Origin of the sequence: Collimonas antrihumi, assembly GCF_018304965.1 — a bacterium.
Classification (GTDB): domain Bacteria; phylum Pseudomonadota; class Gammaproteobacteria; order Burkholderiales; family Burkholderiaceae_D; genus Collimonas; species Collimonas antrihumi.
Map to the genome: position 1 here is coordinate 430,044 of NZ_JAGQED010000001.1, position 22,129 is coordinate 452,172.

Genomic DNA, 22,129 nt, shown 5'->3' on the forward strand with positions numbered 1-22,129 from the left:
AAGCTTTGGGCAAACTTGATCGGGCGCAATTATAATAACTGACTTAAAAGTTATTAACGTGCGACCTGCAGCAACAATGCAGCCCAGAATAGTAAAGGAAAAACCGTGTTGACCCAGATAAATCCGCGTCCGGTTACAACGGCCCGAGCGCTCATGCGCGCTCCTGGTTTGTTGCTTATTTGCACATTACTGTTGGCGGCTTGTTCCAAGCCGGTCGAAAAGGTTGAAGATATCCGCCCGGTACGCGTGGTGGTGCTGAATCCGGCCAATGCCGACGTCACCTCAGAGTTTCCCGGCACCGTACAGGCCCGTTATGAATCGCAACTCGGGTTCCGGGTGGCGGGCAAGATTATTCTGCGCCAGGTCGATGTCGGTACCGTCGTCAAGCGTGGCCAGGTACTGATGCGGCTGGATCCGAAAGATCTGCAGCTGGCGCAAGCGCAGGCGGTAGCTGCGGTTACCGCGGCTACCAGTAATCGCGATACTGCCAGGGCGGACTTGAAGCGCTACCAGGATTTGCGTGGCAGGAATTTCGTCAGCCAGGCCGCATTGGATGCGAAAGAGTCGCAGTTCAAGTCGGCGCAAGCTACTTACGATCAGGCTGAGGCCGCATTAAGGACGCAATCGAACCAGACCGCTTACGCCACGTTGGAGTCGGACGTGGATGGCGTGGTCACCGCCATCAACGCTGAGGCGGGGCAGGTAGTTGCGGCAGGCACGCCGGTGGTCAGCGTGGCGCGTCAGGGAGCGAAGGAAGTGGTAGTGGGCGCTCCCGAAAACCAGGTCGACAAGCTGCGCGGCAGCCACGATGTGCAAGTGCGCCTGTGGGCCGATCCTAAGCAAGTGATTCATGGCACGGTACGCGAGGTGTCGCCGATTGCAGATCCGGCAACCCGCACTTACGCCATCAAGATCGCGATTCCGGACGATACGCCTAACGTGAAGCTGGGGATGACGGCTTCTGCGAGTTTCATCAGCAAGACCAGCGACGATGCGATCAAGGTTCCGCTGACCGCACTCTTGCGAGTGCAGGACCAGAGCGCGGTATGGGTGGTCGACGGCGGTGCGGTGCGCCAGGTGCCGGTGCAGATTACCGGGCAGCATGGCAACGAGGTGTGGATTCAAGGTGCGCTGCGCGGTGGCCAGCAGGTAGTTACTGCCGGCGTCAACCAACTGAAGCAGGGACAAAAAGTCACTATCCTGAATGCGCCGGAAGGCAATCTGGCTGCGCCTAAGAGCGCGCTTAATCAACCATCGCAGCCATCGCAGCCATCGAGTCAGCCATTGGCCTCGAATGTCGATGCGGTTTCCACACCAGCGGGCGGAGCGGCCCGATGAGCGATGGCAAAAAGACCGGTTTCAATCTGTCGCGCTGGGCGCTGGAACACATACCGCTGACGCGTTACCTGATGGTGGTGCTGGTAATCGGCGGCATCCTCAGTTATGGCCGCCTGGGGCAGGATGAGGATCCGCCGTTTACCTTCCGCGCCATGGTGGTGTCGGCCCAATGGCCGGGCGCCACCGCCTTGCAAATGGCTGACCAGGTGACGGACAAGCTGGAAAAGAAACTGCAGGAAACACCTCACGTCGATACCATACGCAGTTACTCGAAGCCAGGCGAAACGCTGATCATCCTGCAGCTGCAGGAATCGGCCACGCCCAAGGAAACGATCGATGCCTGGTATCAGGTGCGCAAGAAGATCGGCGACATCAAGCTCACCCTGCCGCAAGGCGTGCTCGGACCTTTCTTCAATGATGAATTCGGTGAAACCTACGGCTCGATTTTCGCCGTCTCGGGCGATGGTTTCAACTATGCCGACGTCAAGGACTACGCCGATTTCGTCCGTCAGCAATTGCTGACCTTGCCGTCGGTTGCCAAGGTGGATTTGTTTGGCGTCCAGGATGAAAAAATATTCATCGAATTTTCGCAGAAAAAATTCTCGCAGCTTGGGATTACCGTGCAAGACATCGTCAACCAGCTGAGCGCGCAAAATGCCTTGCAGTCGACCGGCGTGCTGGCGACCGCCACCGACAATCTGCAAATCCGCGTGAGTGGCGCGCTGGCCTCTCCCAAGGATCTGGAAAACCTGCAATTGCGGGCCAATAACACGACCTTCAGGTTAGGCGATTTTGCGATCGTCAAGCGCGAATACCAGGATCCGCCGCAGACCAAGATGCGCTACAACAGCAAGGAAGTAATCGGACTCGGCGTGTCTATGGAGAAGGGCGGCGACATTATCGAGCTCGGCAAGGATATGGAAAAGATCACGGCCCAGATCAAGGCCAAGCTGCCGGTCGGCATCGATCTGGAGCGGGTTTCGAACCAGCCGAAAATCGTCGCCGAATCTGTCAACGAATTCTTGAAGACCCTGATGGAAGCGGTCTTGATCGTGCTGGCGGTGAGTTTCCTGTCGCTGGGCTTTCATTCCAAGCCGTTCCGCATCGACGTGCGACCCGGACTGGTGGTGGCCTTGACGATTCCCCTGGTGCTGGCGATCACTTTCCTGTTCATGAATATCTTCAGCATCGATTTGCACAAGATCTCGCTGGGCGCGCTGATCATCGCGCTGGGTTTGCTGGTCGACGACGCTATCATCGCGGTGGAAATGATGGTGCGCAAGATGGAGGAGGGTTTGTCGCGCCTGGAAGCGGCGACCTTTGCCTATACCTCAACCGCGATGCCGATGCTGACCGGAACGCTGATTACTGCGGCCGGTTTCCTGCCGATCGGCCTGGCCAAATCGGCGGCGGGTGAATATACCTTTTCCATGTTTTCAGTGAATGCGCTGGCGTTGCTGATCTCCTGGCTGGTGGCGGTGTTGTTTACGCCGTATATCGGCTATCTGCTGTTGAAAGTGAAACCGGCAGCCGGCGCCGACGGCCATCACGAGTTGTTCAATACACCGTTCTATACGCGTGTCAGGAATGCCGTTAACTGGTGTGTCGAGTGGCGCAAGACCACCATCGCCTTGACGCTGATGGTATTTGCACTGGGTGTGTTCGGTTTTAAATTTATCGAAGAACAGTTTTTTCCCGATTCCAGCCGGCCCGAGCTGATGATCGAGCTGTGGTTGCCGGAAGGTTCGTCTTTTGCCGCTACCGAAGCCCAGGCAAAGAAATTCGAAGCATTCATTCATGCCGCGCCCGAACTGGAAAGCATGACCACCTATGTCGGCAGCGGCAGTCCGCGATTTTATCTGCCGCTGGACCAGATCCTGCCGCAAACCAACGTAGCGCAAGTGGTGTTGCTGACCAAGAACCTGGCAGCGCGCGATGCCCTGCGCCTGAGAATTACCGAGGCATTCAAGCATGGCTTCCCGGAAGTAAGAGGCCGCGTCAAATTGCTGCCTAGCGGCCCGCCGGTGCCGTATGCGGTGCAATTCCGCGTCAGCGGCACCGACGCCGCCAAAGTCAGGACGATTGCCGACCAGGTAAAGAATGTCATGAACGGCAATCCGAATATCATCGGCCTGAATGACAACTGGAACGAGTCGGTCAAGGTACTGCGGGTCGACCTGGATCAAGATAAGCTGCGTGCCCTCGGCATCGGTTCGCAGACCGTGATGCAGACCGTGAACACCTTGTTGACCGGCACCACCATCGGCCAATATCGCGAGCATGATCGCTTGATCGACATCGTGGTGCGGCAACCACTGGATGAACGGGCCACCATCGACGCCTTGAACCAGGCCAACGTGCCGACCGCCAGCGGCAAGTCGGTGCCGCTGGCGCAAATCGCCACCGTCAAGCTGGTGTGGGAACCTGGCGTTGTCTGGCGCGAATGGCGTAACTGGGCCATCACGGTGCAAGCCGATGTGATCGATGGCGTGCAAGGGCCGACCGTCACCGACCAGATCAATCCGCAGCTCGACAAGATAAGAGCGCAATTACCGCCGGGGTACGTGATCGACGTCGCCGGCGCGGCCCATGACAGCGGCAAGGCGCAGGCTTCGATTGCCGCCAATGTGCCGCTGGTGATCTTCATCATCTTCACCTTGCTGATGTTGCAATTGCATAGCTTTTCGCGGTCCTTGCTGGTATTCCTGACCGGGCCGCTGGGTATCGCCGGTGCGGCGGCGGCGTTGTTGCTGCTGCAGCGGCCGTTCGGGTTTGTCGCCCAGTTGGGAGTGATCGCACTGTTTGGCATGATCATCCGCAACTCGGTGATCCTGATCGACCAGATCGAACACGATATCGCCAATGGCGTGGCGCCGTGGAATGCGATTGTCGAAGCGGCGGTGCGCCGTTGCCGGCCGATCATGCTGACTGCGGCGGCGGCGGTGCTGGCCATGATTCCGTTGTCGCATTCAGTGTTCTGGGGGCCGATGGCGGTGGCGATCATGGGCGGCCTGATTGTTGCGACAGGCCTGACCCTGCTGTTTTTGCCGGCTTTGTATGCGGCCTGGTTCAGGGTTAAAAAGCCGCAGTAAAAACCCCGTAGCTTGAGTAAATGGGGCGAAAATTGCTCTCGCCTATCGCCATATCGGGGAGCTTGCAGTAGAATAGCGGGCTGTCCAATCTTGCTGAGCAGGATTGCACTGTATTTGTAGGAAATGCGACCGTGGCGAAATTGGTAGACGCAACAGGTTTAGGTCCTGTCGAGAGCAATCTTGTGGAGGTTCGAGTCCTCTCGGTCGCACCAGCTCTGCCAATATTTTGGCGGCTAGCTGAGCATGGAAGAACCCTCTGATGAGGGTTTTTTTACGCCTGCAATTTTTCCTTTGAGTATTCGCTCGAATTTGCCTTGGAATGGCCGGCGGCAAACGAACTCCCGGCATACAATCGTAATTTCTTTCCTGGAATAAATATGCGTACAAAATACTTGGTGTTGATCGTATCGCTTGGTTTGGGTCTGGCAGCAATTACGACGGGCTCGGTACAGGCGGCGTCGGAACAGGTGGGAGAGGTGAGTACCGCATTTCGCTGGGTCGGGCGCAATGACCGGGTGGTGGTCGAGGCTTACGATGATCCCAAGGTGCAAGGGATTACCTGCTATGTGTCGCGGGCTCGTACCGGTGGCGTCAAGGGTACGGTAGGGTTGGCCGAGGATCGGGCTGAGGCGTCGATTGCTTGTCGCCAGGTCGCCGCCACGGTGCAGTTCAGCGCCAAGCTGCCGCTGCAGGAGGATGTGTTTACCGAACGCATGTCGGTGCTGTTCAAGCGCCTGCATATTGTGCGCCTGGTCGACCCCAAGCGTAATACACTGGTGTATCTGACCTATTCGGATAAATTGGTCGATGGCAGCCCGCAAAACAGTGTCACGGCGGTGCCGGTGCCGGCCAGCAGCCCGATTCCGCTCAAATAGGCGGGCTTGAAGTGAACTTGACGCTTGCTTGATATAGCGTCATTTATAACGTTATTGCGGTAGCTGAGTGACGCGTTTTGGCGCAACAGGCTGTTTTACGTATAGAATATCGGACTTTAGCGCGGCTGGGTTGGGGTTGAAATGACAACATTTCATGGCTTTACTCCGTATTTACCTTAGCCGCACCACGGAATTTTTAATTTTTGGACGATCCACATGGCAACTGCAGTCGAAACTCTGGATAAACTTGAACGCCGCCTTACCCTCACTATCGCTCTGAGCGAAGTGCAAACCGAAGTCGAAAAGCGCCTGAAAGTTCGCGCTCGCACAGCAAAAGCGCCTGGCTTCCGCCCAGGTAAAGTGCCGATGAAGATGGTCGCTGCACAATATGGCTATCAGGTCGAAACCGAAGTGCTGAACGACAAGGTCGGCAATGCTTTCAACACCGCAGCCAACGAAAACAACCTGCGCGTTGCCGGTTACCCGAAGATCGAGCCAAAGAATAGCGAAGGCGTAGCCGAAGGCACGCTGGCATTCGACGCTACTTTCGAAATCTATCCTGAAGTCAAGATCGGTGATCTGACCAGCGTTGAAGTCGAGAAGACCAAGGCTGAAGTCAGCGACGCTGAAATCGATAAAACCATCGATATCCTGCGCAAGCAACGCGTGCACTACCATGTCAAGGGCGAGCAAGGCGCGCACGGCGACGGCGGCAGCGACCTGACAGCCAAGAACGGCGACCGCGTGACTGTCGACTTCGTCGGCAAGATCGACGGCGTTGAATTCCAAGGCGGCAAAGCTGACGATTACGCTTACGTACTGGGCGAAGGCCGCATGTTGCCTGAGTTCGAGAACGCGACTATCGGTTTGAAAGTCGGCGAAGCCAAGACCTTTGAACTGGCTTTCCCTGCGGACTACCACGGCAAGGACGTCGCCGGCAAGACCGCAGAATTCACCATCACGCTGAAGAAGCTGGAATGGGCGCACCTGCCGGAAGTTGATGCCGAGTTTGCAAAAACCCTGGGCATCGACGACGGCGACCTGACAAAAATGCGCGCTGACATCAAGCTGAACCTGGAGCGCGAAGTCGGTTCCCGCGTCAAGGCCAAGAACAAAGACAGCGTCATGGATGCACTGATCAAGGTCAGCGATCTGGAAGTGCCGAAAGCACTGGTCGAGCAAGACGTCGAGCGTCTGGTCGAAATGACACGCCAGGATATGGCGCAGCGTGGCATGAAGGTCAACGACATGCCGTTCCCGCCAGAGCTGTTCACAGCCCAGGCTGAGCGTCGCGTTCGTCTGGGTCTGATCCTGGCCGAAGTGGTCAAGGAAAACAAACTGCAGGCAACTCCTGAGCAGGTTAAGGCGCAAGTTGAAGATTTCGCCCAAAGCTACGAAGATCCACAGCAAGTCCTGAAATATTATTTCAGCGATCGCCGCCGCCTGGCAGAGGTCGAAGCCCTTGTTTTGGAAGAAAACGTCGTTAACTACGTGTTGGGCAAATCGAAAGTGACTGAAAAATCGGTCGCGTTCGATGAATTGATGAGCAACAACGGGCAACAGGCTTAATTTAGCTGAAGTTCAGCTGCAACCCAGCTGCACTCCAGATCCAGGCATATATATGCCTGGATCTGTTCAGTGGATTGATTAAGTTTTGAGCGCTCTCCATAAGGAAAAATATGACAGGCTTTAATCGTAATTCGGCACTGGATACTGACATGCTTGGCATGGTGCCTATCGTGATTGAGCAGAGTGGCCGCGGCGAGCGATCCTATGATATTTATTCGCGTTTGCTGCGTGAGCGTGTGATTTTCCTGGTGGGTCCGGTCAACGACCAGACCGCTAACCTGATCGTGGCGCAATTGCTGTTCCTGGAAAGTGAAAATCCTGACAAGGATATTTCCTTGTACATCAATTCTCCTGGCGGTTCAGTATCTGCCGGCATGGCGATTTTCGATACCATGCAGTTCATCAAGCCGGACGTTTCGACTTTGTGTACCGGTATGGCGGCTTCCATGGGAGCTTTCCTGTTGGCGGCTGGCGCCAAGGGCAAGCGTTTCTCGCTGCCTAACTCGCGCATCATGATTCACCAGCCTTTGGGCGGCGCTCAAGGGCAGGCTTCGGATATCGAAATCCAGGCACGCGAAATCCTGTATTTGCGCGAGCGTCTTAACGGTATTCTGGCCGACAAGACCGGCAGGACCATTGAGCAGATCAGCAAGGATACAGATCGGGATAATTTCATGTCTGCAGATGCAGCTGTGGAATATGGCCTGATTGATAAAGTCTTGGCGACACGCGCTTGATTGCTGAGTAATTGACGAAATGCCAGGCGCCCGGCCCCAAAGGTACGGGCGTTTTGCTTTTCAAAAATTACCAGAGCGTGACGGATTCGGATTTCGCGGGTAATATAAAATCGTTACTGCGATCCCATGCCGGATTTCAATACTGGATATCCGTGCAACAAATCAATGCTGCGGTCCACCCTCTAAAGTTTTACTTAAACTCTGCCTTTTATGTCTGATAAAAAATCTTCCAGCGGCGAAAAACTGCTTTATTGTTCCTTCTGCGGCAAAAGCCAGCATGAAGTGAAAAAACTCATCGCCGGGCCGTCAGTATTCATTTGTGATGAATGTATCGATCTCTGTAATGACATCATTACCGATGAAGCTTCGAACGTCGAGACGCTGGATGGTCAAAAATCGGAACTGCCGATCCCGCAAGAGATTTGCGAGCTGCTCGATCAATACGTGATCGGCCAGGAGCCAGCCAAACGGATTTTGTCGGTGGCGGTGTACAACCACTACAAACGCCTCAAGCATCTCGGCAAGAAGGACGATATCGAACTGGCAAAAAGCAATATTTTGCTGGTGGGCCCAACCGGTTCCGGTAAAACCTTGCTGGCGCAGACTTTGGCACGCATGCTGAACGTGCCGTTCGTGATCGCCGACGCCACTACCTTGACCGAAGCTGGTTATGTTGGTGAGGACGTTGAAAACATCATTCAGAAATTGCTGCAGAATTGCAATTATGAAGTTGAAAAGGCGCAACGAGGCATCGTCTATATCGATGAAATCGACAAGATTTCCCGCAAGTCCGATAACCCGTCGATTACCCGCGATGTGTCGGGCGAGGGTGTGCAACAGGCTTTGCTGAAGCTGATCGAAGGCACCATGGCTTCGGTGCCGCCACAAGGCGGGCGCAAGCATCCTAACCAGGATTTCGTGCAAATCGACACCACCAATATCCTGTTCATTTGCGGCGGCGCTTTTGATGGCCTGGCCAAGATCATTTCCGAGCGTTCGGAAAAGAGCGGGATTGGTTTTTCGGCAAATGTGAAGAGCCAGAGCCAGCGGACCTCCAGCGAAGTGTTGCTGGATGCCGAGCCAGAGGATTTGACGCGCTTCGGCTTGATTCCGGAACTGGTCGGCCGTCTGCCGGTGATTGCGACGCTGGCCGAGTTGAACGAGGAAGCGCTGATCGAGATCCTGATCGCACCGAAAAACGCCCTGGTCAAGCAATACTCGAAATTGCTGCAAATGGAAGGCGCTGAGCTGGAAATCCGGCCTGCCGCGCTACAAGCCATCGCCAAACGTGCGTTGGCGCGTAAAACCGGCGCCCGTGGCTTGCGTTCGATTCTGGAGCATGTATTGCTCGACGTAATGTACGACTTGCCAAGTCAGCAAAATGTCGCCAAGGTCGTGGTCGATGAAAATACCGTCAACAACGGTGCTAAACCATTGTTGATATACCATGATCAACCTAAGGTGTCCGGCGCGAAATAAGAAAGTCGCGAAGACAGCCGCGTGGGCAAAAAAACTTGCCCACCCTACAGTCATGGTTTGAGCTTGTAGGGTGGACACGAATGCCCACGCCGTGCCACGGATCCCCGCCGGCAAGGCCAATCCTGCAAATTTGTAAAACCATGTAAAAAACAGGGGTTTAAGCGGGTTTTTGACCTAAAAGTAGTACAATTTACCAAAATATACGATTTGGCTTCAATCGCAAAGCCACCCGAAGTTAACTTCGCGTGTGGCTTTTTTATTGGCCATCGCAAATGTATTACCAATAGAAGTGGTGATTTATTGTTGAAACCGGGGCTTGTGTTTCGGCCACTCGTGCCAACATCATTAATAAGTTTTTTTGATAGGGCTCACCATGACGACTTCTACATTTACTGAACAAACTCAGTTACCTCTGTTGCCTTTACGGGATGTCGTGGTATTCCCGCATATGGTGATTCCATTGTTCGTCGGCCGCCCGAAATCGATCAAGGCTCTTGAAGCTGCGATGGAACAGGGCAAGAGCATCATGCTCGCGGCTCAGAAAGCAGCAGCCAAGGACGAACCGTCGCCGGACGATATTTATGAAATCGGCTGCGTTGCCAACATCTTGCAAATGTTGAAATTACCTGATGGCACGGTCAAGGTGCTGGTGGAAGGGGCGCAACGTGCCCGTATTCATCACATCAGCGAACTCGACACGCATTTTGTCGCCGATCTGACGCCGGTAGAATCCGAGTTGGGCGATGAGGCTGAGGTGGAAGCGATGCGTCGCGCCATCGTTCAGCAATTCGACCAGTACGTCAAACTGAACAAGAAAATCCCGCCAGAGATACTGACTTCGCTGTCCGGCATCGATGACGCCGGCCGCCTGGCCGATACCATTGCCGCGCACTTGCCGCTGAAGCTTGAGCAAAAACAGGTGATCCTGGAGATTTTCAATATCGCCAAGCGTTACGAACACCTGCTGGGCCAGCTCGAAGGCGAGCTGGATATCCTGCAAGTTGAAAAGCGTATCCGCGGCCGCGTCAAACGCCAGATGGAAAAATCGCAGCGCGAATACTATCTGAACGAGCAGGTCAAGGCGATCCAGAAAGAGCTGGGCGAAGGTGAAGAAGGCGCGGATCTGGAAGAGCTGGAAAAGAAGATCCTGTCTGCCAAGATGCCTAAGGAAGCGCTGGAAAAGGCGCAAAGCGAACTGAAGAAGCTGAAACTGATGTCGCCGATGTCAGCCGAAGCGACTGTGGTGCGCAACTACATCGATACGCTGGTGGCTTTGCCATGGAAGAAAAAGTCCAAGGTCAACAATGAGTTGGGCAATGCGGAAAAAGTCCTGGAAGGCGATCACTACGGCCTTGATAAGGTTAAAGAACGCATCCTGGAATATCTTGCCGTGCAACAGCGCGTCGACAAGCTGAAAGCGCCGATCCTGTGTTTCGTCGGTCCTCCAGGCGTGGGTAAAACCTCGCTGGGTCAATCGATCGCCCGTGCCACCAACCGCAAATTCGTGCGGATGGCCTTGGGTGGCGTGCGCGATGAAGCCGAGATCCGCGGTCATCGCCGTACCTACATCGGCTCCATGCCGGGCAAGATTTTGCAAAGCCTGTCCAAGGTCGGGGTGCGCAATCCACTGTTCCTGCTGGACGAGATCGACAAGCTCGGCATGGATTTCCGTGGCGATCCATCGTCGGCTCTGCTGGAAGTGTTGGATCCTGAGCAAAACCACACATTCTCGGATCATTACATCGAAGTCGATTTCGATTTGTCGGATGTGATGTTCGTGGCGACGTCGAACTCTTTCAACATTCCGCCAGCGCTGCTGGACCGGATGGAAGTGATTCGTTTGTCCGGCTATACCGAAGACGAGAAGACCAATATCGCGCTGCGTTACCTGCTGCCTAAACAAATCAAGAACAATGGTTTGAAGGTTGAGGAAATCAGCCTTGCTGAAGGTGCAATCCGCGACATCATTCGTTATTACACGCGTGAAGCCGGGGTGCGTTCGCTTGAGCGGGAAATCTCGAAAATCTGCCGCAAGGTGGTGAAGCTGCTGCTGTTGAAGAAGCAAGAGAAGAAAGTGGCTGTCACTTCCAAGAACATCGATAAATTCCTCGGTGTGCGGCGCTTCGACTACGGCGTTGCCGAGAAAGAAAATCAAATCGGCCAGGTGGTCGGCCTGGCGTGGACTGAAGTGGGCGGTGAATTGCTGACCATCGAAGCCGTCAAGATGCCGGGCAAGGGTGCGATCATTCGTACCGGCACCTTGGGCGATGTGATGAAGGAATCGATCGAGGCTGCGCGCACCGTCATGCGTAGCCGCGCCGCGAAGCTGGGCATCAAGGGTGAGGCATTCGAAAAGAGCGATATCCACATCCACGTGCCCGAAGGCGCTACGCCAAAAGACGGTCCGTCGGCTGGTGTGGGAATGACTACCGCCCTGGTCTCGATCTTTACCGGGATTCCGGTGCGTGCCGATGTCGCCATGACTGGCGAAATCACTTTGCGCGGCGAGGTCTTGCCAATCGGTGGCTTGAAAGAGAAGCTGTTGGCAGCACATCGCGGCGGCATCAAGACGGTATTGATTCCGGAGCAGAATGTGAAGGACCTGGCCGAGATTCCGGACAACGTCAAGAACAAGCTGGAAATCGTACCGGTGCGCTGGATCGACAAAGTGCTGGAGGTCGCTCTGGAGCGGCAGCCGGTGCCGCTGACTGAAGAGGAGGCCATACTGGATGCAACGGTGGCCAAGGCCAGTGAGAAGGCCGATCCCAGTGTAGTCAAGCATTAAGTTGACACCAAGCTGGCACTAAGTTGACACCAAGTTGCCAGCTGGTTGGAATAAGCTGTTGAATTCACAGGCTTAATGTTCGTTCTTTAAAAAGCGCTCGCAAGGGCGCTTTTTTTATGCGCACATGCATGCATTTAATGTTGGATATATCAAGTTTGTAAAATCAAGTTAAACCCCTGCCATATCGCCTGCAAACCGCTTGACACAAGGCTTTGCGGCTTGTTTAATACGTCCTTGCAGATTTTTTTCCGGACTCCGTCTGCGATGATTTTCCTAAAAAATGATGGAACATCCACCATCTCGAATTTCAATCCATGTGAGGGGACTTAAGTGAATAAAACCGAATTAATCGATCACATAGCCAAATCAGCAGATATCTCCAAGGCCGCGTCGGCACGCGCATTGGATGCTGTGGTTGCAGCAGTTAAAACCACTCTGAAGAAGAGTGGCTCAGTGACGTTGGTTGGCTTTGGCACGTTTTCGGTGAGCAAACGTGTAGCGCGAACCGGTCGTAATCCACGTACCGGAGAGGCAATTAAAATCAAGGCAGCTAAAGTTCCTAAATTTAAGCCTGGCAAAGCGTTGAAAGATGCTGTAAACTAGCGTCTTTTGGCGTGGTGACAAACGCCAAATGCTTGACTGGCTAATCTGCCGTGTTTTATTTCAGGTGGTTTTGTATTGATCCTGATAAATCCGGCAAACGAGGGTGCTTAGCTCAGTTGGTAGAGCGGCGCCCTTACAAGGCGTAGGTCGGGAGTTCGAGCCTCTCAGCACCCACCAACAACAGTCAGGCAAAAAAAGCGAATTTGTTGTATATGATTTGCAAGCAGTTTAGGAGTGGTAGTTCAGCTGGTTAGAATACCGGCCTGTCACGCCGGGGGTCGCGGGTTCGAGTCCCGTCCACTCCGCCAAAATACAAAAAAGGCGAACGAGAGTTCGCCTTTTTTCTTATGTCCATCTGGTTTGTATTGCAGCCTTACTTGATCTCGATTGGCCGACCATGTTTGAATTTGTCCGTACCCACCAGCGCTTGATGCAATTCCTGTTGCTGCTGTTGATCATCCCTTCTTTTGCTTTAGTCGGGCTGCAAAGCTATAGCAGCTTTGGCGAGGGCGCCAACACGGTGGCGAAAGTCGCCGGCCAGCCGATCAGCCAGCAGGATCTGGACGCTGCCTTGCGCCAGCAAATGGATAGCATGCGCCAGGCGTTCGGCGAGCGTTTCGACCCGAAGATGCTTGAGACGCCGGAAGCCAAGCAAGGCGTACTGGATAATCTGATCTCGCAACGTGTGTTGGCTGCGACCGTCAACAGTGAGCACCTGTCGGTATCCGATCAAAGTCTGCAACAAGCTATTCTCAGTGTGCCGGCATTGCAGGGCGCGGATGGAAAGTTCGATAATGAGCGATACAAGGCTTTGCTGGCCGCACAAGGGATGGCGCCGACCATGTACGAAGCCCGTCTGCGTCAGGACATGGCCATGCAGCAATTGAACGGCGCGGTGCAAACAACCGCGTTTACACCTAAATCCGTCGCCACGCGTTTGTCTGATATCAATGATCAGGAACGTGATGTGCAGGAACTGCTGTTCAAGACTGCCGACTATGCCGCGCAGGTAAAAGTCACTGACGCCATGCTGCAGGACTATTACACCAGGAACGCCAAGGAATTCGAGCTTCCGGAGCAAATCAAGGCCGACTATGTGCTGCTCGACAGTGCCGCGATTGCCGCGCAAGTGACGGTTAGCGATGCCGATATCAAATCCTATTACGATCAGAACCTGAGCCGTTACACAACGCCGGAAGAGCGTCGCGCCAGCCATATCCTGATCTCGGTGAAAAAGGATGCGCCGGCTGCCGAACGGGCTGCGGCCAAAGCCAAGGCTGAGAGTTTGCTGGCGGAAGTGCGCAAGAATCCGGCGGATTTCGCCAAGGTAGCCAAGGCCAATTCGCAAGATACCGCATCTGCTGAAATGGGCGGCGATCTCGGTTATTTTGGCAGCGGCATGATGGTCAAGCCTTTCGACGATGCTGCCAGCAAGCTGAAGCAAGGCGAGATCAGCGATCTGGTGCAATCCGATTTCGGTTATCACATTATCGAACTGACCGGCATCAAGGCGGCCCATGTGAAGCCGTTGGATGAGGTCAAGGCGGAAATCGGCGCGGACATCAAGAAACAACTGGCAGCGCGCAAATTTACTGAAATGGCAGAAGCCTTCAGCAATACAGTGTATGAACAGGGTGATAGCCTGAAGGCGGTTGCTGACAAGCTGCATCTGCAAATTCAGTCGGCGGCGAATCTGGGCCGTCAGCCGAATCCAGCCGTTGCTGCTAACGTTCCATACAACAACCAGAAATTCCTGACGGCGCTGTATGCGGACGAGTCCCTGAAGAACAAGCACAATACCGAAGCGATCGAAGTTGCGCCGAATACGTTTATCGCCGGCCATGTGGTTGAATACAAGCCGGTCACGAAGCGTTCGTTTGAAGAAGTCCAGGCGATTATCCGCGACAAGGTTACCCGCACCGAAGAAGCTGCGCTGGCCAAGAAAGCCGGCGAAGAAAAGCTGGCAGCTTTGAAGACGCAAGACAACACAAGCGGTTTCGGTGCAACGCAAACCGTATCGCGCGCCAAGAGCCAAGGTATCGATCCGGTGGCGTTCGAGGCGCTGATGAAGGCCAATGTCAATAAATTGCCAGCCTATGTCGGCGTGACGCTGCCGCAGCAGGGTTATGTGCTGTACCGCATCGCGAAGGTCGGTCAGCCGGCAGCCCAGGATCAGGCGCGTCGCGTCGCTGAGCAGCAGCAAATCACTGGCGTCCTGGCGCAACAGGAAATGCAGGCTTATGTGGATGTGCTGAAAGGGAAAGCCAAGGTCAAGATCTTGAAACCACAGGCAGTTACACCGGTTGATGGCGGTGATAAGCAAAACTGATTTGGCCAAATTGACTAAAGCGATTTGATTAAGTCGGATTGAAAAAAGCCCGTTCAACGCAAGTTGGATGGGCTTTTTCTGTATTTATTTGTACCGGGTCACTGCCCCCTATTCCTTGACTTCCCAGGCGGGGTTCCAGGCAATTTCCCACAGGTGACCGTCTAAGTCCTGAAAGTATCCAGCGTACCCTCCCCAAAAACGGTCGTGTGCGGGGTCCGTGATATGTGCTCCGGCTCTCTCCGCCTGCTGCATGATAGTGTCAACTTCCTTTTTGGACCCGACGATATGTCCGATGGAAAACTCTGATGGGCTGGACGGACTCACCGGAATCTTTGCATCCTTGGCCAGCGAGATCCTTGGGTAGAGAGCCAGTATCAAATCGTCATTCATATTGAAGAAGGCTACGGCGCCGTCCTCAAACTCCGTTCCGATGATCCCTTGCGTCGGCAGACCCAAACCATCCCGATAAAAGGCGAGCGATTTGTCCAAATCGCCAACGGCTAGTGTGATTACCTTGATACGTGGATTCATCGTAATTCCTTTCTGAAATCGTGGGCAGTGCGATGGCATAGCTGCGGAATTCCCATTCTAAGAAAATCAGTCCCGTAAATATGTAGGAGGAATCCCATCTGTAATCACGGTTTTTCTGGATGACAGCCAATTTTGAGAATGGCGATTAAATTACGCGCAACAAGTGTATGACAACAGTGACTGAGAACTCCTGCGAACCCGGACAACGCTATTTCGCCAGCAGCGGCTTTAATCCCGACCAGACGTTGTTCAACATGACCGGGTGTGCCTGGGCAACAGGGTGAATGCGATCTGCTTGAAACAACTCCGGTTTATCGGCGACGCCGTCCAGCAGGAACGGCACCAGCGGCACCTTGGTTTGTTTTGCCAGTGTCCCGTACAGCGAAAAGAATTTCTCGGTGTAGTCTCTGCCATAATTCGGTGGAATCCGCATACCCACCAGCAGGACTTTTGCCTTGGCTTGTTGCGCGGCGCTGATCATTGCCCGCAGATTGCTTTCGGTTGCGCTCAGTTGCAAACCGCGCAAGGCGTCGTTAGCGCCGAGCTCGATGATGACGATATCCGGCCGCTGCTGCAGGAGTGCCGGCAAACGCGTCTTGCCACCGCTGCTGGTTTCGCCGCTGATGCTGGCGTTGGTGATGGTGCTGTCGAATTTTTCCGCTTTCAGGCGTTGCTGCAACAGGGCAACCCAGCCGCTGCCGCGTGCCAGTCCATACTCTGCCGAAAGGCTATCGCCTAACACGAGTATCGATTTTGATGCAGAATAGGCATTGTTCGCCCATACTAGAGCGAGCAGGCCAAACAACAAGGTCGCCAGCCGCAAGCAGCGAATGACCTTGCTGCGTGAGCCTCCGATCATATTCTGTAAACCTGTCCCCATTCCGGAGTCGATAATCTGCATGCATCAATCCTCTTCTGTTAATTCTGCAACGGTAATTTCCAAAGCCCCGGCCATCGACGTGCAACGTTTGACCAAACGTGTTGCTGACGCTAGCGGCGAGCTGTTGATCCTCGATGATATCAACTTTAACGTCCAGGGCGGCACCACCTTGGCAATTGTCGGCGCCTCCGGTTCCGGCAAGTCGACTTTGCTAGGCTTGCTGGCGGGGCTGGATACGCCTTCCTCCGGCACCGTGCATATCGACGGCAGTGATATTTTTGCCCTGGATGAAGATGGGCGGGCAGGTTTGCGTAAAGAGAAGCTCGGCTTCGTATTCCAGTCTTTCCAGCTGCTGAGCCATTTGAGCGCACTGGAAAACGTCATGTTGCCGCTCGAACTGCGGGGCGACAGAGACGCCAGGGAAAAAGCGCAAGCCAAGCTGGAGCGGGTTGGCCTGGCGACACGCTTGCAACATTACCCGAAATATTTGTCCGGCGGCGAGCAGCAGCGGGTCGCATTGGCCCGCGCGTTTGTGACCGAACCACCGTTATTGTTTGCCGACGAGCCTACCGGCAGCCTTGATGCCGCTACCGGCGATGCGGTGATTCAGCTGATGTTCGATCTGAACCAGGAACGCGGTTCAACCTTGGTTCTGGTGACGCACGACACATCGATTGCCATGCAGTGCCGCCAGACCATCACGATTGCCGCCGGCCGCCTGCTGCGGCCAGGCGATACCAGCGCTGCGGATGCGCAGATATTTCAGTAAGTTCCAGAGACAAAATTGGAGGGGAGTACATGTCGGCTTGGCTTTCGGTAACAAAGGCGGTGCTTCCGTATGTGAGCGATATTATTTCGGTCGCGGTGCCGGTGTTTACCCGTCGCAAAGGAAATACGGAAGAGAGCCAGATTCAGATTCTGCAACAACAGGTGAGCGAGCTGCAGGTTGCATCGCTGCAGAATGTCGGCGACATCAAGGCGCTCGCCGAGCAGTTGAAAACCGCGCTGCCACTGCTGGAACAGGAAACCCAACGGGTCGATGCCAAACTACGGCGCACCAATCTCCTGTGCGGGCTTGCGCTCGGCGTCGGCGTGCTGGCCCTGGTGATTGCTTTGGTGGCTTTGTTGAGCAAGTGAAGCGCATAAGATAGGACGAAGAATATGGATCGTTTGCAGTCAATGCGGGTTTTTGCGAAGGTGGTCGAGCAGGGCAGTTTTGTCGCTGCAGCCCAGGTGCTGGATATGTCGAATGCGGTGGTGACGCGCCTGGTTGCCGATCTGGAAAACCACCTCGGGATCCGCTTGCTGCATCGGTCGACGCGCCGCATGGCATTGACCGAGCCGGGCCAGGCCTACCTGGAACGGGTGCGGCAGATCCTGGACGAAATCGACGAAGCGGAAGCCGCGGCTTCGGTGCTGTCGACCAATCCGGCGGGTACGCTGCACATCTATTCGCAGATCGGCTTTGGCCAGACCCAGCTGGCGCGTTTGCTGCCCCTTTATTCCAAACTGTATCCCGCTGTCCAGCTGGATGTGACGCTGTCGGATCGTACCGTCGATCTGATCGAAGAGGGTTTTGACGTCGGTGTTTTTTCGGTAAGCCAGAAATTCGACGCCAGCATGGTGGCGCGGCAACTCGGCATTGCGGAGGTATTGTTATGCGCCTCGCCGGCCTATATTGCGGAGCATGGCGTGCCGCAGACACCGGAGGACCTGGCGCAGCATTCCTGCCTCAATTTCTCCCTGGAGCATTTGCGCCATCACTGGACTTTCCAGTCCGCCCAAGGCACCTCGGTGGTTCCTATCACCAGCAAGGTGATGTCGAACAATACCGACCTGCTGCGGCACTGCCTGCTGGCGGGGATGGGAATCGCCATGCGCAGTTCCTATACGCTGGGCGATGACATGGTGGCGGGGCGCGTGGTGCGGGTGCTGCCGGACTATCAGATCAACAAGGTGGCGGTGCATCTGGTGTATCCGAGTCGACGGTTGTTGTCGGCCAAGGTACGTAGTTTTGTCGACTTCATGATGGCGCAATTTCCGCATCCGGATTGCGATCCCTGGCTGGCGTCTTAAAATAGGGTGGGCATCCCGTGCCCACGCGTGAACTTCCAACACCTACATGCGGTGCTGGTGCTGCGCGAGCCCGCATTCCGATTATCTCGGTCTGGCTAGACGCCGGTCAGCCGCCGCAATAAATTACCTTCTTGCTGCCAATGGCGGCGCTCCGGAGTGCTTTGAGCTTCGGCCTCCAGCTCTGCCGCGCTTTTTTCCATTTGCGCCAGCAGGATTCTTTCTGCCAGGCGCAAATCCATTTCCACCGGCGCCAGAAAAGCCACAACGTCACCGCGCTGTATCAGCAGGGTGGGGAAATTGTCGACATCAAGGTCGCCGATCAGGTCGGCCTGGTCCTCTATATCTATCCAGGTGAATTGTGCTTGCGGGTGGCGTTGCGCCAGCGCCGTGAAGTTCGCGAAATACTCCCGGCAGCTGCCGCACCAGGCCGCGCACAGACAAGCAACTACCCAGCCGTCGTTGCACAGGGTGGCGGCAAGTTCTTGGTGGTTGTCGTTGTTGAGAGTCAGGATCAGCATTCGCGATATTTTACAGCGAGAGCGCGAAATTCTGCTCGAATACCCGTGGTTTGGAGCCTGTCCGGGCGTTTGTGATGCGTTGGGGGCTGCGTTTGTAGCGCGTTTGTACCGATTAAGCGCCGATTTGGCCTCTGCCAATCACGCAGAGTACAGCCGAAGCTGCGTCCGGCGCGGTAAAATACGGCCCATGCAGACCATTCTTGCCATCGAAACATCTACCGAACTGGCCTCCGCCGCCTTATTGCGCGACGGCCAGGTGATCACCCGCGAATCGGCGGGCGTGCAAACCCATTCTCTTGCCATTCTCCCAATGGTGCAAAGCTTGCTGGCCGAGGCTGGCATCAGCCTGGCGCAATGCGATGCGCTGGCATTCGGCGTCGGCCCAGGCTCGTTCACCGGCGTGCGTACTGCCTGCGGCATCGTGCAAGGGCTGGCGTTCGGCGCCGATTTGCCAGTGTTGCCAGTGGTGACGCTGGCCGCCATGGCGCAAGCTTGCCGCGACCTCAACGGCGCCGGCGAAGTACTGGCGATACTGGACGCGCGCATGGGCGAGGTCTATTGGGCGCAATACCGTTTTACCGATAATCTCTGGCAAGTGATCGTCGAGCCGACTTTATCGGCGCCGGAGCAGGTGTCGCCCTTGGCCACAGAAAATGGCGTGGTGCAAGCTTGCGGTAATGGCTTGGCGGCCTATGCGGAAGCATTTGCGACGGCGCCGTTCGCCGCCGGCGGCTTGCCGGCCGTGATGCCGAATGCACGCCAGATCGCTCAGCTGGGCAGCGCTGCACTGGCTCAGGGGCAAGGTTTAAGCGCGGTCGAAGCGCAACCCTTGTATTTGCGTAACAAAGTGGCGCTTACCACTGCCGAACGCGCCGCCAAGGTGAATCCATGAGTGCGAATGTACAGTCAACGCCCGATTTGCTGCGGCCGCTGTCATTTGCCGCGATGCGCGTCGAAGATCTGGATGAGGTGGTGGCGATCGAAAAGACCGTGTATTCCCATCCCTGGACCCGCGGCAATTTTATCGATTCGATCCAGAGCGGTTATCAATGCTGGGTCTTGCGGGACGCCGCCCAGGTCCTGTTGGGTTATTTTTTCGTGATGCAGGCGCTGGATGAGGCGCATCTGCTGAATATCAGCGTGCATGGCGATATGCATGGGCGCGGCATCGGCAAGTTGCTGCTTGATAAAGTCTGTCTCCTGGCGCATCAGCAGAAGATGCAATCGATATTACTGGAAGTGCGGCCCTCGAATACGCGCGCGATTGTTATCTATCAGCGCTATGGTTTTGTCGAGATCGGCCGTCGCCGGGACTATTATCCGGCGGCTGGCGACAAGCGCGAAGAAGCCATAGTGATGAGGTTGGCATTATGAGCGAGGTGAGCAGGCGCAGCGTTTTTCTCGACGAGATCGGCCTCGGCCCGCTTTGGCTCCGGCGCGATGACGGTTTGCCCGACGCAGAGCTGATCGATGTGGATGTGACGCCACAGCAGGCGTTCGCGCCGGCAGTTGAAATTCCTGTTGCAGAATCGCAGGTCGAGACTGAAGAGATAGTCCAGGCGCCGACCGTGCCGGAGCCGCTGAATAGCGTCGTTACCTCGGCCTGGGGCGATGACGATGCGCCGGTGTCGTCACCGGTAGTGACCGTGGCGGCCGTAGCCACCACCATTTCACCCGCCGCAATGGATTGGCAGCAATTGCAAAAGGCCGTAGCCGGATGCACTGCTTGCGGGCTTTGCCACGGGCGTAAAAATACCGTGTTCGGGGTTGGGGACAACAAGGCGAAGTGGCTGTTTATCGGCGAAGGCCCGGGACGCAACGAGGATATCCAGGGTGAGCCGTTCGTCGGTCCGGCCGGTAAATTGCTCGATAATATCCTGCTGGCGATGGGCTTGAAGCGCGGCGAAAATGCTTACATCGCCAATATCGTCAAATGCCGCCCAACCGATGGCACCGGCCGCGACCGCCCGCCTGCAGCCGATGAGGTGGCGGCTTGCCTGCCGTATCTGCAACGCCAGATCGAACTGATCCAGCCAACCATCCTGGTCGCCTTGGGCAAGACGGCGGCCTTGTCTTTACTCGGACTCGATCCGGCGACACCGGTCTCGAAACTGCGCGGCACCGTGCATCGTTACGCCGATCGTCCTTTAGTGGTGACTTACCATCCGGCTTATCTGCTGCGCCAGCTCGCCGACAAAGGTAAAGTCTGGAGCGATTTGTGCCTGGCCATGAGTACCTATGCCAACGTCGATGAGTGACCTTTCTGCAGCGCATGTCGGCGCATGCCAGGAACAGTTTCACCAGCGCTGGAATCATCTGTCAGATCCGCATGTCCGGGCGTTGGCCTGGTTGCTGGATGCGCCTGATTTGCTCGATCCCCGGGCTGCGCAGTGGCAAGGAAAGATCGCCAGTTACGCTGACGCCGATCTGGCCGCGTGGCTGACCGAACTGGAGCAGATCCCGGAAAAGCTGCAAGCATTGCATCTCTACATAGGCAGCCTGCCGTCGACCCGTCTGGGACTATACGCAGAAAAACTGCTGGCGTTCTACTTTGAACAACGGCAGATGCTGGTGGCGCATAGCGTGCAAGTCCGGGCCAGCAAGAACGACACCATAGGCGAATTCGATTTTTTGTTGCAGCTCAATGGCGGCCTGGTCCACTGGGAGTTCGCGACCAAGTTTTATTTGCTGGAAACCAGTGGCAGGAGCCTGCAGCCGGACGATTTTCTGGGTCCGAACCTGGCCGACTCGCTGGGCGCGAAAATGCAAAAGATTTTGCAGCGCCAACTGGTTTTATCGCAACATCCTGCCGCCCAGATCCATCTGAGCGAGCCGGTCACTTCAGCTCAGGCGTTGATAAAAGGCTGGTTGTTTTATCCCGATGCGCATTTGCACCTACCTGCAGTGCTTGGGGTATCCGCCAACGCTTGCCGTGGCTACTGGTGCGGCCTGTCAGCCTTGCCGCTGGATCCGTCAGCCATGTATCAGATATTGCCGCGCCAGCGCTGGCTGGCGCCGGCAAAAATGGTGCTTGAGCATGCGCTAAGCCCGGCGGATGCACGGTTGGCCTTGTCGGCGCATTTCGCCGGCGACGCTGCGCCGGTATTGCTGGCGACCTTACGCCCCGAAGGCGGCTACGGCCTGGAAATCGACAGAGGTTTTGTGGTGCCGGATGACTGGGCGGGAAGGGCTGCAGCCCAACGTCATCTGACTATAGGTAAGGCGGAGTAACGGCCTGAACCGAACGCCGGATAGATTTATCCGGCCGTTCTAATGTCCGCTTAATGTTTGACTCAGTGTTTGACTCAGCGTTTGAG

The 22,129-nt window shown here is 55.6% G+C and carries 19 protein-coding genes and 3 tRNA genes; 19 read left to right on the forward strand and 3 right to left on the reverse strand.

Annotated elements, in window-relative coordinates:
• Positions 1 to 153: 153 nt before the first annotated feature.
• From KHU29_RS01925 to KHU29_RS01980, 12 genes are all read left to right on the forward strand, one after another.
• Positions 154 to 1,338, forward strand: coding sequence for an efflux RND transporter periplasmic adaptor subunit (locus tag KHU29_RS01925; protein WP_246541342.1), 1,185 nt, complete (start codon positions 154 to 156; stop codon positions 1,336 to 1,338).
• Positions 1,335 to 4,430, forward strand: coding sequence for an efflux RND transporter permease subunit (locus KHU29_RS01930; RefSeq protein ID WP_211450991.1), 3,096 nt, complete (start codon positions 1,335 to 1,337; stop codon positions 4,428 to 4,430). The genes KHU29_RS01925 and KHU29_RS01930 overlap by 4 nt, the downstream gene beginning before the upstream one ends.
• A gap of 125 nt (positions 4,431 to 4,555) precedes the next feature.
• A tRNA-Leu gene (locus tag KHU29_RS01935) sits at positions 4,556 to 4,642 on the forward strand.
• A gap of 165 nt (positions 4,643 to 4,807) precedes the next feature.
• Positions 4,808 to 5,305, forward strand: coding sequence for a CreA family protein (locus tag KHU29_RS01940; RefSeq protein ID WP_211450992.1), 498 nt, complete (start codon positions 4,808 to 4,810; stop codon positions 5,303 to 5,305).
• Between the two features lie 216 nt (positions 5,306 to 5,521).
• Entirely contained in the window at positions 5,522 to 6,874 is a 1,353-nt protein-coding gene (gene tig / locus KHU29_RS01945) for a trigger factor (RefSeq protein WP_211450993.1), read from the forward strand.
• Between the two features lie 110 nt (positions 6,875 to 6,984).
• Entirely contained in the window at positions 6,985 to 7,611 is a 627-nt protein-coding gene (gene clpP / locus KHU29_RS01950) for an ATP-dependent Clp endopeptidase proteolytic subunit ClpP (RefSeq protein WP_092412075.1), read from the forward strand.
• Between the two features lie 210 nt (positions 7,612 to 7,821).
• Positions 7,822 to 9,090, forward strand: a complete 1,269-nt coding sequence (gene clpX, locus KHU29_RS01955; RefSeq protein ID WP_092351637.1) for an ATP-dependent Clp protease ATP-binding subunit ClpX — start codon at positions 7,822 to 7,824, stop codon at positions 9,088 to 9,090.
• A 373-nt stretch (positions 9,091 to 9,463) separates the two neighbouring features.
• A complete protein-coding gene (gene lon / locus KHU29_RS01960; protein WP_211450994.1) occupies positions 9,464 to 11,875 on the forward strand; it encodes an endopeptidase La in 2,412 nt (803 codons plus the stop codon).
• Positions 11,876 to 12,205: 330 nt separating this feature from the next.
• On the forward strand, positions 12,206 to 12,478 hold the full coding sequence (locus KHU29_RS01965; RefSeq protein WP_211450995.1) for an HU family DNA-binding protein: 273 nt from the start codon (positions 12,206 to 12,208) through the stop codon (positions 12,476 to 12,478).
• 101 nt (positions 12,479 to 12,579) lie between these two features.
• Positions 12,580 to 12,655 (forward strand) — tRNA-Val (locus KHU29_RS01970).
• Positions 12,656 to 12,709: 54 nt separating this feature from the next.
• Positions 12,710 to 12,786, forward strand: a tRNA-Asp gene (locus tag KHU29_RS01975).
• Positions 12,787 to 12,875: 89 nt separating this feature from the next.
• On the forward strand, positions 12,876 to 14,807 hold the full coding sequence (locus tag KHU29_RS01980) for a SurA N-terminal domain-containing protein (RefSeq protein WP_211450996.1): 1,932 nt from the start codon (positions 12,876 to 12,878) through the stop codon (positions 14,805 to 14,807).
• Positions 14,808 to 14,915: 108 nt separating this feature from the next.
• On the opposite strand, the gene KHU29_RS01985 is transcribed toward KHU29_RS01980, so the two are convergent.
• Together KHU29_RS01985 and KHU29_RS01990 are read right to left on the reverse strand one after the other, a co-directional pair.
• Positions 14,916 to 15,338: a VOC family protein gene (locus KHU29_RS01985; protein ID WP_211450997.1), complete on the reverse strand. Its 423-nt coding sequence runs from the start codon at positions 15,336 to 15,338 to the stop codon at positions 14,916 to 14,918.
• Positions 15,339 to 15,546: 208 nt separating this feature from the next.
• Positions 15,547 to 16,239, reverse strand: coding sequence for an arylesterase (locus KHU29_RS01990; RefSeq protein WP_211450998.1), 693 nt, complete (start codon positions 16,237 to 16,239; stop codon positions 15,547 to 15,549).
• Here KHU29_RS01990 and KHU29_RS01995 point away from each other — a divergent pair.
• Genes KHU29_RS01995 through KHU29_RS02005 form a run of 3 tightly spaced genes read left to right on the forward strand, consistent with a single transcriptional unit; the run spans position 16,238 to position 18,294 of the window.
• Positions 16,238 to 16,987, forward strand: a complete 750-nt coding sequence (locus KHU29_RS01995; RefSeq protein ID WP_211450999.1) for an ABC transporter ATP-binding protein — start codon at positions 16,238 to 16,240, stop codon at positions 16,985 to 16,987. The two genes, KHU29_RS01990 and KHU29_RS01995, sit on opposite strands and share 2 nt — an antisense overlap.
• 29 nt (positions 16,988 to 17,016) lie before the next feature.
• Positions 17,017 to 17,355: a chemotaxis protein gene (locus KHU29_RS02000; RefSeq protein WP_211451000.1), complete on the forward strand. Its 339-nt coding sequence runs from the start codon at positions 17,017 to 17,019 to the stop codon at positions 17,353 to 17,355.
• Positions 17,356 to 17,379: 24 nt separating this feature from the next.
• A complete protein-coding gene (locus KHU29_RS02005) occupies positions 17,380 to 18,294 on the forward strand; it encodes a LysR family transcriptional regulator (RefSeq protein WP_211451001.1) in 915 nt (304 codons plus the stop codon).
• Positions 18,295 to 18,389: 95 nt separating this feature from the next.
• Here the strand turns inward: KHU29_RS02005 and KHU29_RS02010 are convergent, their stop codons facing one another.
• Entirely contained in the window at positions 18,390 to 18,812 is a 423-nt protein-coding gene (locus tag KHU29_RS02010; protein ID WP_211451002.1) for a thioredoxin family protein, read from the reverse strand.
• Positions 18,813 to 18,999: 187 nt separating this feature from the next.
• Here KHU29_RS02010 and tsaB point away from each other — a divergent pair, with 187 nt between their 5' ends.
• Genes tsaB through KHU29_RS02030 form a run of 4 tightly spaced genes read left to right on the forward strand, consistent with a single transcriptional unit; the run spans position 19,000 to position 22,043 of the window.
• Positions 19,000 to 19,704 (forward strand): tRNA (adenosine(37)-N6)-threonylcarbamoyltransferase complex dimerization subunit type 1 TsaB, encoded by a 705-nt coding sequence (gene tsaB, locus KHU29_RS02015; RefSeq protein ID WP_211451003.1) that lies wholly within the window; start codon positions 19,000 to 19,002, stop codon positions 19,702 to 19,704.
• On the forward strand, positions 19,701 to 20,186 hold the full coding sequence (rimI, locus tag KHU29_RS02020) for a ribosomal protein S18-alanine N-acetyltransferase (protein ID WP_211451004.1): 486 nt from the start codon (positions 19,701 to 19,703) through the stop codon (positions 20,184 to 20,186). Before tsaB ends, rimI begins: the two co-directional genes overlap by 4 nt.
• On the forward strand, positions 20,183 to 21,070 hold the full coding sequence (locus KHU29_RS02025; RefSeq protein WP_211451005.1) for a uracil-DNA glycosylase: 888 nt from the start codon (positions 20,183 to 20,185) through the stop codon (positions 21,068 to 21,070). The genes rimI and KHU29_RS02025 overlap by 4 nt, the downstream gene beginning before the upstream one ends.
• Entirely contained in the window at positions 21,063 to 22,043 is a 981-nt protein-coding gene (locus KHU29_RS02030; protein ID WP_246541344.1) for a DUF1853 family protein, read from the forward strand. The genes KHU29_RS02025 and KHU29_RS02030 overlap by 8 nt, the downstream gene beginning before the upstream one ends.
• Positions 22,044 to 22,129 lie beyond the last annotated feature (86 nt).

Coding starts and splice junctions, on each gene's coding strand:
- KHU29_RS01925 (WP_246541342.1), top strand. CDS start 154: ATGCGCGCTCCTGGTTTGTTGCTTATTTGCACATTACTGTTGGCGGCT.
- KHU29_RS01930 (WP_211450991.1), top strand. CDS start 1,335: ATGAGCGATGGCAAAAAGACCGGTTTCAATCTGTCGCGCTGGGCGCTG.
- KHU29_RS01940 (WP_211450992.1), top strand. CDS start 4,808: ATGCGTACAAAATACTTGGTGTTGATCGTATCGCTTGGTTTGGGTCTG.
- tig (WP_211450993.1), top strand. CDS start 5,522: ATGGCAACTGCAGTCGAAACTCTGGATAAACTTGAACGCCGCCTTACC.
- clpP (WP_092412075.1), top strand. CDS start 6,985: ATGACAGGCTTTAATCGTAATTCGGCACTGGATACTGACATGCTTGGC.
- clpX (WP_092351637.1), top strand. CDS start 7,822: ATGTCTGATAAAAAATCTTCCAGCGGCGAAAAACTGCTTTATTGTTCC.
- lon (WP_211450994.1), top strand. CDS start 9,464: ATGACGACTTCTACATTTACTGAACAAACTCAGTTACCTCTGTTGCCT.
- KHU29_RS01980 (WP_211450996.1), top strand. CDS start 12,876: ATGTTTGAATTTGTCCGTACCCACCAGCGCTTGATGCAATTCCTGTTG.
- KHU29_RS01985 (WP_211450997.1), bottom strand. CDS start 15,338: ATGAATCCACGTATCAAGGTAATCACACTAGCCGTTGGCGATTTGGAC.
- KHU29_RS01995 (WP_211450999.1), top strand. CDS start 16,238: ATGCATCAATCCTCTTCTGTTAATTCTGCAACGGTAATTTCCAAAGCC.
- KHU29_RS01990 (WP_211450998.1), bottom strand. CDS start 16,239: ATGCAGATTATCGACTCCGGAATGGGGACAGGTTTACAGAATATGATC.
- KHU29_RS02000 (WP_211451000.1), top strand. CDS start 17,017: ATGTCGGCTTGGCTTTCGGTAACAAAGGCGGTGCTTCCGTATGTGAGC.
- KHU29_RS02005 (WP_211451001.1), top strand. CDS start 17,380: ATGGATCGTTTGCAGTCAATGCGGGTTTTTGCGAAGGTGGTCGAGCAG.
- KHU29_RS02010 (WP_211451002.1), bottom strand. CDS start 18,812: ATGCTGATCCTGACTCTCAACAACGACAACCACCAAGAACTTGCCGCC.
- tsaB (WP_211451003.1), top strand. CDS start 19,000: ATGCAGACCATTCTTGCCATCGAAACATCTACCGAACTGGCCTCCGCC.
- rimI (WP_211451004.1), top strand. CDS start 19,701: ATGAGTGCGAATGTACAGTCAACGCCCGATTTGCTGCGGCCGCTGTCA.
- KHU29_RS02025 (WP_211451005.1), top strand. CDS start 20,183: ATGAGCGAGGTGAGCAGGCGCAGCGTTTTTCTCGACGAGATCGGCCTC.
- KHU29_RS02030 (WP_246541344.1), top strand. CDS start 21,063: ATGAGTGACCTTTCTGCAGCGCATGTCGGCGCATGCCAGGAACAGTTT.